We start from the raw sequence: 16,456 nt of genomic DNA, 5'->3' as shown, positions 1-16,456 counted from the left end.
AACTATCGACGCTTGTCGCTGGTTCCTGAAGTTGGTATAATGACACTATGAAAAGAATTCAACGTGTGGACCTCATAGATGGTCCTATTTTACCCGCTCTATTGAGTTTTGCCTTTCCTATTCTTTTGTCCAATATCTTTCAACAACTCTACAATACCTCGGATGTTATGATTGTAGGGCGTTTTTTAGGTCAAAAATCATTGGCTGCCGTTGGAGCAACCTCTGCCATATTTGATTTGATCGTTGGATTTGCTGTCGGTGTCGGCAATGGGATGGGCATTATTATCGCAAGAAATTATGGAGCCAAAAACGAGGACCAATTACGAAAATCTGTCGCAGCAACTGCTGTTATTGGTAACATCCTCAGTCTCTTTGTGATCTTCATTGGTGCCGTGGGGCTTTATCCAATGCTCCAATTTTTAGGGACCCCATCAGCTATTGTAGCTCAGTCTTATCTCTATATCTCCACTATTGTCAATGGTGTAGCTGTGACCTTTGCCTATAATCTTTGTGCTGGACTTCTTCGAGCGGTTGGCGATAGCCTAGCAGCACTCTATTTCTTGATTATCGCTGCCATTCTCAATATTCTTCTTGATCTTTATTTTATTACCCAACTTCATCTTGGAGTTCAATCTGCTGGGATTGCGACCATCATCGCCCAGGGTATTTCGGCCCTTCTTTGTCTTCTCTATATTCGTAAGAAGGTCCCTTTTCTGCTCCCGCATCGCAAGGATTTTGTTTGGGACAAGGAGCTTTATCAGGATCTGCTAAGTCAGGGCCTTGCCATGGGCCTCATGACTTCCATCGTTTCGATTGGAACGGTTATCCTCCAATCCGCTATTAATCAGCTTGGAACAACCATTATCAGTGCACAGGTCGCAGCCCGTCGTATCATGTCCTTTGCCGTTTTACCGATTACAGCTATCGCCTCAAGTATCACAACCTTTATCTCGCAGAATTTTGGCGCAGAGCAATTCCAGCGGATCAAAAAAGGCGTTACCATTGCCAACCTTCTTTCTTGGGTTTGGTCTGTCTTGGTTGCTGCTCTTCTATTCTTCACAAGTCCGTCTTTAACCAGCTTTATTTCCGGCTCGACAAATCCTGATCTCATTGCAAATGCCAGTCTTTATCTCCAGATCAGCTCTTGCTTTTATCCTATTTTGGCGAGTCTCATCATCCTGAGAAATGCCCTACAGGGAATGGGTAAAAAATTAACCCCACTCACATCCAGTTTTATTGAATTGTTTGGAAAAATTTTCTTCGTTCTGTGGATTATTCCTCACACCGGCTACATGGGGGTCATTCTCTGCGAACCCCTTATCTGGATTCCCATGACCCTACAGCTCATCATAATCTATCGAAAAATCAGGTACCAACTCCTTACTGAATAATGATAGATTAACAAGACCAAAACAACTTCTGCTCATTTGAACAGAAGTTGTTTTTAGATATCTAGCTATTAGAACAAACCGATGGCTGTTCCATCAGCAGCCACATCCATATTCAAAGCAGCTGGACGTTTTGGTAAACCAGGCATGGTCATCACATCCCCAGTCAAAGCTACAATAAAGCCTGCTCCCAATTTTGGAACCACTTCACGGATAGTGATTTCAAAGTTTTCAGGAGCTCCCAAGGCATTTGGATTATCAGAGAAGCTATATTGTGTTTTGGCCATACAGATTGGCAACTTATCCCAACCATTTTTCACGATTTGGGCAATTTGTGTCTTGGCTTTCTTCTCAAAATTCACCTTAGTACCGCGATAAATTTCTGTAACAATCTTTTCAATTTTTTCTTCAACAGAAAGGTTATTATCATACAAGCGTGTGTAGTTAGCTGGACTTGTTTCGATGGTTTTAACCAAGGTTTCAGCAAGTTCAACTCCACCGTCAGCACCATTCGCCCATACACTCGCAAGCTCAACTGGCACCTCAATTTCAGCACACAATTCTTTCAAAGCAGCAATTTCTGCTTCTGTATCGGTGATAAATTCATTGATGGCAACCACTGCAGGAATGCCAAACTTACGGATATTTTCAACGTGACGTTTCAAGTTGGCAAAACCAGCACGAACAGCCTCTACATTTTCTTCAGTCAAAGCATCCTTGGTCACTCCACCGTTCATCTTAAGAGCTCGGAGAGTCGCTACGATCACAACCGCATCTGGTGATGTAGGCAAGTTTGGAGTTTTAATATCAAGGAATTTTTCAGCGCCAAGGTCAGCCCCAAAACCAGCTTCTGTAATCGTATAGTCGGCTAAATGAAGAGCTGTCGTCGTTGCTAATACAGAGTTACATCCATGGGCGATATTGGCAAATGGACCACCGTGAACAAAGGCAGGTGTACCATAGATGGTTTGAACCAAGTTTGGCTTGATCGCATCTTTGAGGATCAAGGCAAGTGCCCCTTCCACTTCCAAATCACGGACATAGACCGGGCTACGATCAAAACGGTAACCAATCACGATGTTGGCCAAACGACGTTTCAAATCTTCAATATCTGTCGCCAAGCAAAGGATGGCCATGATCTCAGAAGCAACGGTAATATCAAATCCGTCTTCACGCGGAATCCCATTTAAAGTACCGCCAAGACCGACAGAGACATGACGAAGAGCACGGTCATTCAAGTCCACTACCCGTTTCCAGATAATCCGACGTTGGTCAATTCCTAGCTCATTTCCTTGGTGCAAATGATTATCAATCAATGCCGAGAGGGCATTATTAGCCGTTGTGATCGCATGCATATCCCCTGTGAAATGAAGGTTGATGTCTTCCATCGGTAGAACTTGGGCATAGCCACCACCAGCAGCACCACCTTTAATCCCCATAACTGGACCTAAAGAAGGTTCGCGAATGGCAATCATGGTTTTTTTACCGATTTTATTCAAAGCATCTGCTAAACCAATGGTGATGGTTGATTTCCCTTCTCCAGCTGGAGTTGGGTTGATCGCAGTGACTAAGATAAGTTTTCCTACTGGATTTTTCTCAACTTCATGAATCTTATCAAAGCTCAATTTTGCCTTGTATTTTCCATACAATTCAAGATCATCGTCAACCAAATCAATTTTCTTCACAACATCCACAATCGGTTGGAGTTCAATGCTTTGAGCAATTTCGATATCTGTTTTCATAAGGGACTCCTTTATATTTGATAGATCTATTATACCTAAAATTCGCGAAAATAACATGGTTTTTCCACCTTTTGAATCGAACGTTCGTTTTTTATCTAAATTTTATGGCTATACATAGTTAATCCTAATAGCTTCAGAACTTTACTTACGTATCTTTTTTGTGTAAAATAAGCATATGCATATTTTAATTACATCAGGTGGGACGAGCGAAGCCATTGATAGTGTTCGTTCGATCACCAATCATTCCACCGGGAGCCTAGGGAAAATCCTTGCAGAAATGGCTCTTGCAAAGGGACATCAGGTGACCTTGATCACAACGCCTACCGCGCTTAAACCCGATCCTCACCCACAGCTTCGACTTCTATTGATCCAGAATGTCGAAGAACTTCTCGCACAAATGAAAACGGAAGTCCCTCAACATCAGGTTTTGATTCACGCTATGGCTGTTTCAGACTACACACCTGTTTACATGACAGGCCTTGATGAAGTTGAGAAAGCTCAAGACCTTCATAGCTTTATCCATCGCGAAAATCAGGAAGCTAAAATCTCTTCCAAAGAAGAATACCAAGTACTCTTTCTAAAGAAAAATCCGAAGATTATCTCGCTCGTCAAAGAATGGAACCCTGCTATTCAACTGATCGGCTTTAAGCTATTAGTCGACGTTTCTTCTGAAGAGTTGATCCAGGTAGCACGTGAAAGCCTGGTTAAAAATCATGCCAGCATGATCGTTGCCAATGATCTGACCAAGATTCAGAACGGTCAGCATCAAGCCTATCTAGTAACAGATGATCACGTTCTAGAAGCTTCTACGAAAACAGAAATCGCAGAGGCTATCCTACGTTATATCAAATAAAAAGGTACATATGACACACATTACTTTAGCGGTTACCGGTAGTATTTCCGCCTATAAGGCTGCTGATATTACCAGCCAACTAACCAAATTGGGATTTGAAGTGAAGGTCCTCATGACTCCTTCAGCCCAAAAATTTATCACCCCTTTAACCTTGCAAGTTCTTTCAAAAAATCCAGTAGGCCTAGAGGTTATGGTGGAAGACGATCCACAGCGGATCGAGCACATCGACATTGGGAAAGAAACTGACCTCTTTCTTGTAGCGCCGGCCAGTGCCAACACCATTGCTAAATTGGCCATGGGACTTGCAGATAATATGGTCACAAGCACAGCTCTAGCCTTGCCTCAAAGGACTAAAAAATTACTGGCCCCTGCTATGAATACAAAAATGCTAGATCATCCTGCTACCCAACGAAATCTAAAACTCTTACAAGACTATGGTTACCAGATCATCCAACCTCGAGAGGCTACTCTCGCTTGTGGAGATCAAGGTTCTGGAGCTCTAGCCACTGTCGACACTATCATCCAAGCTGTTAAGGAGAATTGTTTATGAGAAAATCAGCCTCTATTTCACGAATTGCCATCTTTTTTGCCGTGATGATCACCATTCACTTTGTGACGTCCTTCATTTTGCAATTTGTCCCATCAGGAATTCAACCAACCTTGGTTCATATTCCTGTCGTGATCGCTTCTATTATCTACGGACCTCGAACTGGAGCAATTCTAGGACTCCTCATGGGACTCTTTAGCCTCACCATGAATACCCTGGTTATAACACCAGCCAGCTATCTCTTTAGTCCCTTTGTCCCTCACGGGAATCTCTACTCCCTTATCATTGCCATAGTCCCTCGGATTCTCATTGGGGTAACCCCTTACTTCGTCTATCGCTGGATTCGCAATCGTACAGGACTTATGATCGCTGGAATTGTCGGCTCTATGACCAATACTGTTTTCGTTCTAAGTGGGATTTATTTCTTCTTTGGAAATAGCTTCGGTGGTGGAATTCAACATTTCCTAGCCTTGATTATATCTACCAACTCTCTCATCGAAGTCATTGCTACAGTCCTCATTACCAGTGCCGTCGTTCCATCTCTTGAAAAATTAAAATAACCTTTCAAGCCAAGACCAATTTATCTTGGCTTTATTTGATGGTGAATTAGCTCTATTTTTTTGAAAAGATTTACATTTATCGCTAGAATTTTCAGAAAAAATTTGCTATAATGTAAGCGATTAAATTATAAGCAAAAAGGAGACGCTTGCATGACCTATCAAGAAAACTACCAAAAATGGCTCGACTTTGCTGAATTACCAGCTTACCTTCGTGATGAGTTGGTCGCAATGGATGAAAAAACAAAAGAAGATGCCTTCTATACCAACCTTGAATTCGGTACAGCTGGTATGCGTGGATTAATCGGTGCTGGTACCAACCGTATTAATATCTATGTTGTTCGCCAAGCAACTGAAGGGTTGGCCCAATTAATCGACTCAAAAGGTGAGGAAGCGAAGAAACGCGGTGTTGCGATCGCCTACGACAGCCGTCACTTCTCTCCTGAGTTTGCTTTTGAATCTGCTCAAGTTTTGGCTGCACACGGAATCAAATCTTATGTATTTGAAAGCCTACGTCCAACACCTGAATTGTCATTTGCTGTTCGTCATCTCCACACATTTGCTGGGATTATGGTAACCGCTAGCCACAACCCTGCTCCGTTTAATGGATATAAGGTATATGGTGAAGACGGTGGACAAATGCCACCTGCAGATGCCGATGCTTTGACAGATTACATCCGTGCTATCGAAAATCCTTTCACTGTACAATTGGCTGACCTTGAAGAAAGCAAAGCTAGTGGCTTGATTGAAGTTATCGGTGAAAACGTCGACGCTGAATACTTGAAAGAAGTGAAAGGCGTTAACATCAACCAAGACTTGATCAATGAATACGGTCGCGACATGAAGATTGTCTACACACCACTTCATGGTACTGGTGAAATGTTGGCTCGTCGTGCTCTTGCCCAAGCTGGATTTGAAGCTGTTCAAGTTGTTGAGGCTCAAGCCGTTCCAGATGCTGACTTCTCAACTGTTAAATCTCCAAACCCTGAAAACCAAGCTGCCTTTGCTCTTGCTGAAGAACTTGGCCGCAAAGTAGACGCTGATGTATTGGTTGCAACTGACCCAGATGCTGACCGCCTTGGTGTTGAAATCCGCCAACCAGATGGTTCTTACCTCAACCTTTCTGGTAACCAAATCGGAGCGATCATTGCTAAATACATTCTTGAAGCTCACAAAACAGCTGGTACCCTTCCTGCCAATGCTGCCCTCTGTAAATCAATCGTATCAACTGAGTTGGTGACTAAGATTGCAGAAAGCTACGGCGCAACTATGTTTAACGTCTTGACTGGTTTCAAATTTATCGGTGAAAAAATCCATGAATTTGAAACACAACACAACCACACTTACATGCTTGGTTTCGAAGAAAGCTTCGGTTACCTGATCAAACCATTCGTACGTGACAAAGACGCTATCCAAGCCGTTCTTATCGTTGCTGAAATCGCAGCTTACTACCGCTCACGTGGTATGACTTTGGCAGATGGTATCGAAGAAATCTACAAACAATACGGTTACTTCGCAGAAAAAACCATCTCTGTTACCCTTTCAGGTGTGGACGGGGCTGCTGAAATCAAGAAAATTATGGATAAATTCCGTGGCAATGCTCCTAAACAATTTAACAACACAGACATTGCTAAGACAGAAGACTTCTTGGAACAAACAGCTACTACTGCTGACGGCGTTGAAAAATTGACAACTCCTCCAAGCAACGTTCTTAAATACATCTTGGCTGATGATTCATGGTTTGCCGTTCGTCCTTCAGGTACAGAACCAAAAATCAAATTCTACATCGCCACAGTTGGTGAATCTGAAGCAGATGCTAAAGAAAAAATTGCGAATATCGAAGCAGAAATCAATGCTTTTGTAGGCTAAAACATGAGGCTGGGACAAAAGTCCTAGCCTCTCAATTATTTTTTGATTGTTGAGCAAGACGCAGTGGTTGAGTGGGCTCTACTACGCTGATTTCATCAGCTTTTACAGCCCTACTCAACTGTGCGGAGGTGGGACGACGAAATCGAATTCTAACGATAACCGATTTCTGTCCCACTCTCTCTTTCTTTCGTAGCAAATACCAGCGATTTTATAGAAAATATGGCATACTAGACATAGAAGAAAGCGAGGTAATCTCATGGAACAATTTTTAGAAGATATTAAAGATCTTGAAGTCACAACTGTCGCGCGTGCGCAAGAAGCGATCGATCAAAAAGAAACAGCGACCTTCTTTATCGGACGCAAGACTTGCCCTTACTGCCGGAAGTTCGCTGCTAAATTAGCAACTGTCGTAGCTGAAACAAAAGCTCATATCTATTTTATTAATAGTGAAGAACCAAGTCAGCTAGACGCATTACAAGCCTTCCGCTCAACTTACGGCATCCCAACTGTCCCAGGATTTTTACATGTCGAATCTGGTGAAGTCAGTGTTCGTTGCGACTCATCCATGTCTGAAGAAGAAATCAAAGCATTCGCTCATCTATAAAAAAAATAGCTAGAGAATAATCTCTAGCTATTTTTCATTTTCCGTAAAAGTCGTCCAAATCTTTTGCTGGGGTTTAGCAAAAGGATAGTCCGAAAATTCTTCTGGTGTTAACCAAACAGTCGATTCACTTGCTGGTTGCTCTCCTTCTTTTACTAGGCCGTAACGAAGTTGAACCTGCCACTTGCGATGCGAAAAGACATGCTGGACGATAGGATACGATCTGTCCTGCCATTCAATAGCCAAGTCATAGTCTTGTTCAAAGGAAAGAATTTCTGGGTTGACTTCTGCATGACCTTGCCCATTCAGTAGGGATAATTGACCTAGGTTCTCAGATAGGCCATCCACTTCAATCAAGGGGAAATGCCAAAAACCAGATAAAAGCCCTTCTCGCTCATTTTTCTCCAGCAAGTAGCGGCCTTGACTATCCTTGATAATAAAAGCTGTTAGATAGACAGGTACAGGTTTCTTCTTAGGAGCCTTGATGGGATAACGATCCATGGTCCCATGTTGGTAGGACGCACTAAACTCCTTAACAGGACTCTCTTCCGGCCGTGGATTGACTGGCGATTCAATATCGGATCCCAAATCCATCAAAGCCTGATTAAAATCACCCGGCCGGGCCGGATCGATCAAGATTTCCATCATGGTTTGAAAAATCTTGCGATTGGTCGGAACTCCGATATCGTAGTCCACTTCAAACAAACGGGATAGAACACGCATGACATTGCCATCTACTGCTGGCTCTGCTAATCCAAAGGCAATACTAGCAATGGCACCAGCTGTATAAGGCCCAATTCCCTTAAGTTTTGAGATAGCCTCATAGCTTGATGGAAACACACCACCGTGATCTTCCATCATCTGCTGAGCAGCTTTCTGCATGTTGCGAACCCTTGAGTAATAGCCCAAGCCTTCCCATGCTTTTAAGAGCCTTTCTTCAGGAGCTTGAGCCAAATCAGCGACAGTTGGAAACCAGTCCAGAAAGCGCTCATAATAGGGAATAACCGTATCGACACGTGTCTGCTGGAGCATAATCTCTGAGATCCAAATTTTATAAGGATCCTGGGTCCTTCTCCAGGGGAGATCCCGTTTATTGGCATCATACCAGGCTAATAACTTTTCTCGGAAGGAAGCAATTTTTTCATCCTCCCACATGATAATCCCGTAATCTTTTAAATCCATCATATTCCTAGTATACCATAGAACGGCTTAGAGTTTAGAAATTCTGATTTTATAAAGAAAAAGGCTCAAGATCATCCTGAGCCTTTCAATCATTCTTATTGTTCTACTGCTTGTGCCGCTGTAATCAAGGTCAATTTGTACACGTCATCTGAATTACAGCCACGAGAGAGGTCGTTCACTGGTTTGTTCAACCCTTGCAAGACAGGACCTACCGCTGCAAACCCACCCAAACGTTCAGCCATCTTGTATCCAATGTTACCTGCCTCAATACCAGGGAAGATAAAGACATTGGCTTGTCCTGCCACCTTGCTTCCTGGAGCCTTCAAGGCTGCAGTTGCTGGGACAAAGGCTGCGTCAAATTGCAATTCCCCATCAATTTCAAGGTCTGGACGAAGTTCATGAGCAAGCTTAGTCGCTTCAACAACCTTATCAACACTTTCCCCAAAACCAGAGCCTTTGGTTGAATAGCTCAACATGGCAATTTTTGGATCAATGCCAAACATCTTAGCTGTGATAGCAGAGTTGATGGCGATTTCAGCCAAGCCTTCAGCATCTGGATTAATGTTGATGGCACAATCCCCGAACAAGTAGCGTTCGGATCCACGTACCATAAGGAAGGCACCAGAAGTCCGTTTGACATTTGGACGAGTTTTAATAATTTGAAGAGCTGGACGAACCGTTGCAGCTGTTGAGTGAATCGCACCTGACACCATCCCATCAACGATTCCCAGATGTACCAACATGACACCAAAGTAGTTGACATCGTCTTTCAAGATTTGACGTGCTTCTTCTTCTGTCATTTTTCCCTTACGACGATCTACCAAGGAAGCTACCATCTCTTCAAAACCTGGATAAGAATGCGGATCAATGACTTCATATCCATCCAAAACCCCTTCAATTTCAAGGTAAATCCGAATTTTATCCGGATTACCAAGCAAAACAGGGGTTACCTCTGTCTCCTTTACAAGGCGTTTGGTCGCTTGGAGAATACGAGGCTCTTCACCTTCTGGTAATACAATACGTGCATTCTTACCAACGAGGTTGGCTTTGAGATTTTCGAAAACTTCCATGAGTTTTACTCCTTTTAATAATTAATAACTAGTTTGAAGCTGTGTTAATACAGCTTGGAAATCTGGAGGCAGTGGACTTTCTATGACCAATTCTTCCTCAAGAAATGGATGATAATAGGATAGACGATGACAATGAAGGGCTTGGCGCTCAATGCCGTCTTCTAAACTTCCGCCATAGAGATCATCTCCCAAGAGCGGAAAACCAATATGGGAAAAATGAACGCGGATCTGGTGGGTTCGACCTGTGTGTAACTGAATAACCACTAGGTGAATATCACCAAAAGATTGAACAACCTGGTAGCTTGTATGAGCATACTTGCCACCTTTAGCTACCTTTCGGGTGATAATTGAATCTTCATCACGCGCAATCGGAGCAATAATCTCTCCGACAGGATCAAGCTTCCCAGATCCCTTGACCAAGGCATAATAGCGTTTCTGAATCGTTTTAGACTGCAATTGCTTATCCAAGCGAGCATGGGCATAGCCATGTTTGGCAAAGAGCATAACGCCACTTGTATCCTTGTCCAAACGAGTAACAATGTGAACCTGCTGGTTCTCGTAGCCCTGCTTCACATAGTAGCCCTTTACAAAATTGGCTAAGGTATTGGAATGAATCGCACTTGGAATCGATGCGATCCCAAAGGGTTTGTTTAAGACCAAAAAATGATCATCTTCAAACAAAATATCCAAAGGCCGATCCATGGGTTTTAGAGTTTCGAACCCTTCTTCTGCTGGAATATCAATGACCAAGCGATCCCCAATATCCAACAAATAAATCGCATTCTCCGGACGTCCATTGACAAGGATCTTGCCACCACGAAACTTAATCTTTGCTAAGAGCCCCTTAGAAACCTCGTGTTTTTTCAGAAAAGTCTTGACCTTGACATGCTCATCGACAATGAATTCAAATCTCATTCTCTATCATCTCCGATAAAGGCATCCTTGACCCGATTCCAGAAACTGGTATGACTGGAGCTTGCCACGAAATTAATCTTATGGTTGTCGATCTGGTATTCTACCTTTGCAATATTGCGGTAAGAATAGGTTGAATTGTCGACAGAGATAATGTGGAAGCCAGGACGCGTCGGTGTAATCTCGATCTTATCCTTTTTAGGGACAATAACAGAAGAACCCAAGGTACGATAAACACGGTTGTTGAGACTGGCAATTTCCGCAATCTGCAGCGCCTCAATAGTTGGGTGAAGGACTGCTCCTCCCAAGGATTTGTTGTAGGCCGTACTTCCTGTAGGAGTCGAAACTGTAATGCCGTCTCCTCTAAAGCGCTCAAAATCAACTCCATTGATGGTAAGATCGGCAACCATGGTCCGGTCGCTTCTCTTGATTGTTGCTTCATTCAAGGCTCTCATGGTACGGGTTTCCCCATTGTCAAAAGTGATCTTGACATTCAAAATGGGGTAGGAAACCTTGGCTCCAGTATCATATTTTAAGTTCTCAACCAGCTTATCGATTTCACTATCTAAGTAATCCGTATAGAATCCTAAGTGTCCGGTATGGACGCCAACAAAGCGAACTCGATCCAACTGGTGTTCATACTTGTGAAAGGCTGATAGCAACATCCCATCACCACCAATTGAAATCACAATATCCGGATGCTTCTCCGTCAAAATAAAATTATTTTTCCTAAGCTTGTAGCGCAACTGCTGAAAAACCTCTTCACTTTGACGCTTGCGATTGCGAATAATGGATACTTTTTTACCTGTAGTCTTCATCTGTGTCATCACTATTTCCAACGCCATCATTTAACTTACGATGAAGTGGATCAAACAGGGCTTGAGCCTCCTGAATCGCATCCCGAATTGCCCCCATCTCTTCATCCAAGAGATAAGCCAGGTTTGCTGTCGTCTCTAAGCGTTTTTTGATCTCGTCTGGAAAGTCTCCTTTATATTTATAATTGAGCGAGTGTTCAATGGTTGCCCAAAAATTCATGGACAAAGTCCGAATTTGAATCTCTGCTAAGATCGTTTCATTTCCATCAATGGTATCGACCGGGTACTCGACCACAACGTGGTAACTCCGGTAGCCACTTGATTTCTTATGGCGGATGTAGTCTCGCTCTTGGACCACGTGCATATCCTGCCGTTGTCTCAGAACCTCTAGGATCTCTTCGACGTCATCTACGAACTGGACCATGATGCGAAGACCAGCAATATCTTGCATATCCTGAGCCAAATTTTCTTCAGAAATATTTCTTCGGATCATCTTTTCGCGGATGCTCTCAATCGGCTTGACCCGTCCTGTGACAAACTCAATTGGAGAATGCTTTTGTTGCTTACGATATTGCTTACGAATCCCACGCAGTTTGATTTTTAATTCCCCAACTGCTTGGATATAAGGATCTAAGAAGTTTTCCCAATCAATTGCCATCCTACCACCTTGTAATCTGAACCATTTTTGTATACAATAAACACATATCTTATTATATCATGAATCGCTTTCGAAAAAAAGCAAAGGACTACAAATGAACCATTTAGAAATTGAATACAAAACCTTGCTAGATAAGGAGGAATACCAATCCCTCCTTCCACTTTTTGCTGATACAGAATTGGTTGTCCAAACCAATCACTATATCGATACCCCCGACCAGCTCATGCGTAAGGAAAAAATGGCTTTGCGGGTGCGTACTTTCACAGATCAAGCTGAATTGACTCTCAAGGTTCCTGAAGCAGTTGGCCATTTCGAGTACAATCAAGACCTCAGCCCAGAAGAAACCGAAGCGATCCTTCAACACCAACAGTTTCCTGACGGGGAAATCAAAAACCTCTTGATATCTAAAGAAATCCCTGTTGAGCAACTCGCTGTCTGGGGAAGCCTAACAACAGAACGCTTCGAAAAAGAAACAGCTGCAGGATTGGTGGCACTAGACCACAGTCTCTATTTAGACACTGAAGATTATGAATTAGAAATCGAGGTCGAAACTGCTGAGCAGGAAGAAAATTTCCATCAGTTCATCAAAGAGCATGGAATCGTCTACAAAGCAGCAAAAAATAAAATCGCTAGATTAGCGGAAAGATTGTAAAATAGCTGAAATTATCGCAAATTTTTGCTAAAATAGTGCTAAGATTAAAAATCTAAATGAGGTTGGAATCACATGTCAGATAAAAAAAATATGAAGCTCTTCTCTCTCAATTCAAACCCAGAGATTGCGCAAAAAATCGCGGATCATGCTGGGGTTCCACTTGGGAAAATTTCATCCCGTCAGTTTTCAGATGGTGAAATCCAAGTCAATATTGAGGAAAGTGTTCGTGGATATGATATTTATATCATTCAATCAACCAGTTTTCCTGTTAACAATCACTTGATGGAATTGTTAATCATGGTGGATGCTTGCCAACGGGCTAGCGCAAACACCGTCAATGTGGTCATGCCTTATTTTGGCTATGCTCGCCAAGACCGAACTGCTGCTCCTCGCGAACCAATCACAGCTAAGCTCGTCGCAAACATGTTGGTCAAAGCTGGGGTGGATCGCGTCGTCACACTGGATCTCCATGCAGTGCAAGTTCAAGGTTTCTTCGATATTGCCGTAGATAACCTCTTTACCATTCCACTTTTTGCAGAGCACTACATCAACAAAGGTCTAACTGGTCCTGATGTTGTAGTCGTCAGCCCTAAAAACTCAGGTGTTAAACGGGCTCGTAGTTTAGCTGAATATCTTGATGCACCGATTGCGATCATTGATTACGAGCAAGATGATGCAAACCGTGATTATGGCTATATTATCGGGGATGTCAAAGATAAGAAAGCGATCTTGATTGACGATATCCTCAATACTGGTAAGACATTCTCAGAAGCTGCGAAAATCGTCGAACGCGAAGGTGCTACTGAAATTTATGCTGTATCAAGCCATGGTTTATTTGTAAAAGGAGCTGTTGAATTATTAGACCAAGCTCCGATCAAAGAAATCTTAGTAACCGATTCTGTTGCTCCAAATGGACCAACACCAAAAAATATTAACTATCTAACAGCTAGCGAACTGATCGCTGAAGCTATTGTTCGCATTCAAGAAAGAAAACCTGTTAGTCCTCTATTTGCCTACCACAAGAAATAAGGTCTTAATGTGATATATTTTGATAATGCCGCAACAACTCCCCTTCTACCTGAAGTCATTGATAAAATGTCTGAAACTATGAAGACCACTTTTGGAAATCCATCGAGCCTTCATGCTCATGGACGGATGGCTAGTAAACTCCTCCGAGAATCTCGCGAGCAGATTGCTCAGTCTCTCCATACTCTTCCAAATCGTATTTTCTTCACTTCAGGTGGATCAGAAAGTAATAATACCGTTATAAAAGGCTACTGCTTGAAACACCAAGCAGATGGCAAACACATCATTACGACCGCTTTGGAACACCATGCGGTTCTCGAACCCATCGAATACCTTGTAGAACGTTTCGGATTTGAAGTTACGATCGTCCAACCAAGAGATGGACGCATTCAGGCTAGTGATATCAAGGCTGCACTTAGACCGGATACCATTCTTGTCTCTACCATGTTTGCCAATAACGAGACAGGCGATCTTCTACCGATTAAAAAAATCGGAGAATTCTTAAAAGATCATCCAGCTGCCTTTCACGTTGATGCGGTCCAAGCAATCGGAAAGGTCCCTGTCTATCCCGAAGAGTTGGGAATTGATTTTCTCAGTGCTTCTGCCCACAAATTCCACGGACCAAAGGGAGTCGGCTTCCTTTATGCAGCCGTCCCAGATTTTGATAATCTCATCCATGGTGGGGATCAGGAAAGTAAGATGAGAGCCAGCACGGAAAATCTTATTTCTATTGTCGGGATGGCAACCGCGCTTCAGCAAGCTACACTTCATCAAGAAGAAAATTTCAACCAGGTTCAAAAACTCGGCCAAGAGCTAGTCAATGGTTTAGCAGCCTACGACTACTACGTAAATGCGAATGACGATCATCTTCCATTTGTTTGGAACCTTGGCTTTCCGGGTTTCCAAAATGACGTTTTACTGATGCGACTCGATCTTGCTGGAATTTCTGTCTCTACAGGTTCTGCTTGTACCGCTGGTACAGTTCAACCCAGCCATGTCCTTGAGGCGCTCTATGGAAAAGATAGCTCACGCCTAAAAGAATCCCTTCGAATTAGTTTTTCAGAACTCAATACCATAGAGGAGGTCCAAGACTTCCTCACAAAACTTAAAGAAATTTTATTATAGGAGAACAATATGGCTTTTGAAACAAGTGTTTCATTGAAAGACTGCAAATATACCTATAGTCTACACCCAAATGTTAAAAAATATACCTTACGTGACAATACATTCGCTGTTACAAAAGTTGGAAATTACGAGTTAAATCGTTTGCTCGAAGCCGTTCCAAATAGCGGCGAAGGCTTCCTACTTAAAATTATTTTCAATAAAGATTTGACAGGTTTTAAGATCAATATTACAGACAAGTCTGGACTTCGCCTGGTTAATATCTTTAAAAATCCAGAAAATGACATTATCCAACAAAAATTCTATTTCTTAATGGATAGTCTTGTCGAAAGAGAAATTTTCAACAAAACAGAGGCCTAATATGGTAACCTTAACTTATATCGACGCTTACCAAGTAGAACGAACAACTACTTATCCCAACCTTGCAGCCTGCATTCTAGCTTTTTCAGGCTGTGTAACCTTGCCTGACTCTTACTCAATCGTATCCATTGAATACAAGGGGAAAAAGCTCCCCTATACAGGGCGAGTCGATGGACTCTATGCTTTTTTGAAAAAGGTAGAACAAGCTGAAAACTAAGCTGATGCTGATGGAACTCTCCATCGCCATCAGCTTTTTCTTTAGACAAAAATATTTTTGAAAAACCGCTCTAGATAGTTGATTTTTTCACAATCTTCCTATACAATAAGAGGGAAAGGTTGTGATATTGTGAAACATGATAAAAATACTCCAATTCCACGCGCAACAGCAAAACGCTTATCGCTCTACTACCGCATTTTTAAACGCTTTAACTCTGAAAAAATAGAGCGCGCCAATTCCAAGCAAATTGCTGATGCAATTGGGATTGACTCTGCTACCGTTCGCCGAGATTTTTCTTATTTTGGTGAATTAGGAAGACGGGGATTTGGTTATGACGTAAAAAAACTGATGAACTTCTTTGCCGATCTTTTAAATGATAATGCCATTACCAATGTCGCTATTGTGGGGATCGGAAATATGGGAAGTGCGCTCCTCAATTATCGCTTCCATGAACGCAATAAGATGAAAATTGTCATGGCTTTTGATGTAGATGATCATGAACTGATTAATACCAAAAGTAAGGATGGGATCCCCATTTATGGGATTTCTACGATCAAAGAAAAGCTCAAACAAGAAGACATTCAAACAGCAATTTTAACTGTCCCAAGTATTAAAGCGCAGGAAGTTGCTAGTCTTTTAGTAGATGCCGGTGTCAAAGGAATTCTAAGCTTTTCTCCGGTTCATCTGACAGTTCCTAAAGACGTTGTTGTCCAATATGTCGATCTCACTAGTGAATTGCAAACACTCCTTTATTTCATGCGAAAAAACGAAGAATAAAGATTTATACATTAACAAGAAAAGAGGCTGGGACAAAAATCCTAGCCTCTCAATTATTTTTGGATTGTCGAGCAAGACGCAGTGGTTGAGTGGGCTCTACTACGCTGA

Annotated in this window: 18 protein-coding genes; 12 read left to right on the top strand and 6 right to left on the bottom strand. The window is 42.4% G+C overall.

All coding sequences use genetic code 11. The annotated features are described in order from the left end of the window. Positions 1–47: 47 nt before the first annotated feature. Positions 48–1,391, top strand: a complete 1,344-nt coding sequence (locus tag M1G14_RS02925) for an MATE family efflux transporter (RefSeq protein ID WP_049484040.1) — start codon at positions 48–50, stop codon at positions 1,389–1,391. A 68-nt stretch (positions 1,392–1,459) separates the two neighbouring features. Here the strand turns inward: M1G14_RS02925 and M1G14_RS02920 are convergent, their stop codons facing one another. After that, positions 1,460–3,130, bottom strand: coding sequence for a formate--tetrahydrofolate ligase (locus M1G14_RS02920; RefSeq protein WP_049485605.1), 1,671 nt, complete (start codon positions 3,128–3,130; stop codon positions 1,460–1,462). 175 nt (positions 3,131–3,305) lie between these two features. Between M1G14_RS02920 and M1G14_RS02915 the strand changes: the two genes are divergently transcribed. From M1G14_RS02915 to M1G14_RS02895, 5 genes are all read left to right on the top strand, one after another. Beyond that, on the top strand, positions 3,306–3,983 hold the full coding sequence (locus M1G14_RS02915; protein WP_024056115.1) for a phosphopantothenate--cysteine ligase: 678 nt from the start codon (positions 3,306–3,308) through the stop codon (positions 3,981–3,983). Between the two features lie 10 nt (positions 3,984–3,993). Continuing rightward, entirely contained in the window at positions 3,994–4,533 is a 540-nt protein-coding gene (gene coaC / locus M1G14_RS02910; RefSeq protein WP_024056114.1) for a phosphopantothenoylcysteine decarboxylase, read from the top strand. Next, entirely contained in the window at positions 4,530–5,090 is a 561-nt protein-coding gene (locus tag M1G14_RS02905) for an ECF transporter S component (protein WP_024056113.1), read from the top strand. The genes coaC and M1G14_RS02905 overlap by 4 nt, the downstream gene beginning before the upstream one ends. Positions 5,091–5,240: 150 nt before the next feature. Further along, positions 5,241–6,956: a phospho-sugar mutase gene (locus M1G14_RS02900; RefSeq protein ID WP_049499034.1), complete on the top strand. Its 1,716-nt coding sequence runs from the start codon at positions 5,241–5,243 to the stop codon at positions 6,954–6,956. A 256-nt stretch (positions 6,957–7,212) separates the two neighbouring features. Next, positions 7,213–7,560, top strand: coding sequence for a DUF6568 family protein (locus tag M1G14_RS02895; protein WP_023918049.1), 348 nt, complete (start codon positions 7,213–7,215; stop codon positions 7,558–7,560). 27 nt (positions 7,561–7,587) lie between these two features. On the opposite strand, the gene mutY is transcribed toward M1G14_RS02895, so the two are convergent. The 5 genes from mutY to yjbM all read right to left on the bottom strand — a co-directional run bounded on the left by mutY (position 7,588) and on the right by yjbM (position 12,194). Then, positions 7,588–8,742 (bottom strand): A/G-specific adenine glycosylase, encoded by a 1,155-nt coding sequence (gene mutY / locus M1G14_RS02890; RefSeq protein WP_049484046.1) that lies wholly within the window; start codon positions 8,740–8,742, stop codon positions 7,588–7,590. Positions 8,743–8,834: 92 nt separating this feature from the next. Next, complete coding sequence (pta, locus tag M1G14_RS02885; RefSeq protein ID WP_049484047.1) at positions 8,835–9,809, bottom strand: phosphate acetyltransferase; 975 nt, start codon at positions 9,807–9,809, stop codon at positions 8,835–8,837. A gap of 21 nt (positions 9,810–9,830) precedes the next feature. Beyond that, entirely contained in the window at positions 9,831–10,724 is an 894-nt protein-coding gene (locus M1G14_RS02880; protein WP_049484048.1) for an RluA family pseudouridine synthase, read from the bottom strand. After that, positions 10,721–11,539 (bottom strand): NAD kinase, encoded by an 819-nt coding sequence (locus tag M1G14_RS02875; protein WP_282184817.1) that lies wholly within the window; start codon positions 11,537–11,539, stop codon positions 10,721–10,723. The genes M1G14_RS02880 and M1G14_RS02875 overlap by 4 nt, the downstream gene beginning before the upstream one ends. Next, on the bottom strand, positions 11,523–12,194 hold the full coding sequence (yjbM, locus tag M1G14_RS02870) for a GTP diphosphokinase (protein ID WP_009730977.1): 672 nt from the start codon (positions 12,192–12,194) through the stop codon (positions 11,523–11,525). The genes M1G14_RS02875 and yjbM overlap by 17 nt, the downstream gene beginning before the upstream one ends. Before the next feature lie 94 nt (positions 12,195–12,288). Between yjbM and M1G14_RS02865 the strand changes: the two genes are divergently transcribed. The 6 genes from M1G14_RS02865 to M1G14_RS02840 all read left to right on the top strand — a co-directional run bounded on the left by M1G14_RS02865 (position 12,289) and on the right by M1G14_RS02840 (position 16,348). Further along, complete coding sequence (locus tag M1G14_RS02865; RefSeq protein ID WP_049523196.1) at positions 12,289–12,846, top strand: CYTH domain-containing protein; 558 nt, start codon at positions 12,289–12,291, stop codon at positions 12,844–12,846. Between the two features lie 72 nt (positions 12,847–12,918). Then, positions 12,919–13,875 (top strand): ribose-phosphate diphosphokinase, encoded by a 957-nt coding sequence (locus M1G14_RS02860; protein WP_003007186.1) that lies wholly within the window; start codon positions 12,919–12,921, stop codon positions 13,873–13,875. A gap of 9 nt (positions 13,876–13,884) precedes the next feature. Further along, the gene (locus tag M1G14_RS02855) at positions 13,885–14,997 is read left to right on the top strand and encodes a cysteine desulfurase family protein (RefSeq protein ID WP_049485620.1); all 1,113 of its coding nucleotides are present in this window, start codon (positions 13,885–13,887) and stop codon (positions 14,995–14,997) included. Between the two features lie 9 nt (positions 14,998–15,006). Beyond that, complete coding sequence (locus M1G14_RS02850; protein WP_009730974.1) at positions 15,007–15,354, top strand: DUF1831 domain-containing protein; 348 nt, start codon at positions 15,007–15,009, stop codon at positions 15,352–15,354. 1 nt (position 15,355) lies between these two features. After that, entirely contained in the window at positions 15,356–15,571 is a 216-nt protein-coding gene (locus M1G14_RS02845; protein ID WP_049484051.1) for a DUF4649 family protein, read from the top strand. Between the two features lie 129 nt (positions 15,572–15,700). Continuing rightward, positions 15,701–16,348 carry a redox-sensing transcriptional repressor Rex gene (locus M1G14_RS02840; protein WP_003007178.1) on the top strand — a complete coding sequence of 216 codons (648 nt, stop codon included), beginning with the start codon at positions 15,701–15,703 and terminating at the stop codon, positions 16,346–16,348. Positions 16,349–16,456: the final 108 nt, after the last annotated feature.

It is taken from the genome of Streptococcus parasanguinis, assembly GCF_023109675.1.
Taxonomy (GTDB): Bacteria; Bacillota; Bacilli; order Lactobacillales; family Streptococcaceae; genus Streptococcus; species Streptococcus parasanguinis_I.
Note: the sequence above shows the minus strand (reverse complement) of the source record. Positions and strands in the feature narration are given on the sequence as shown.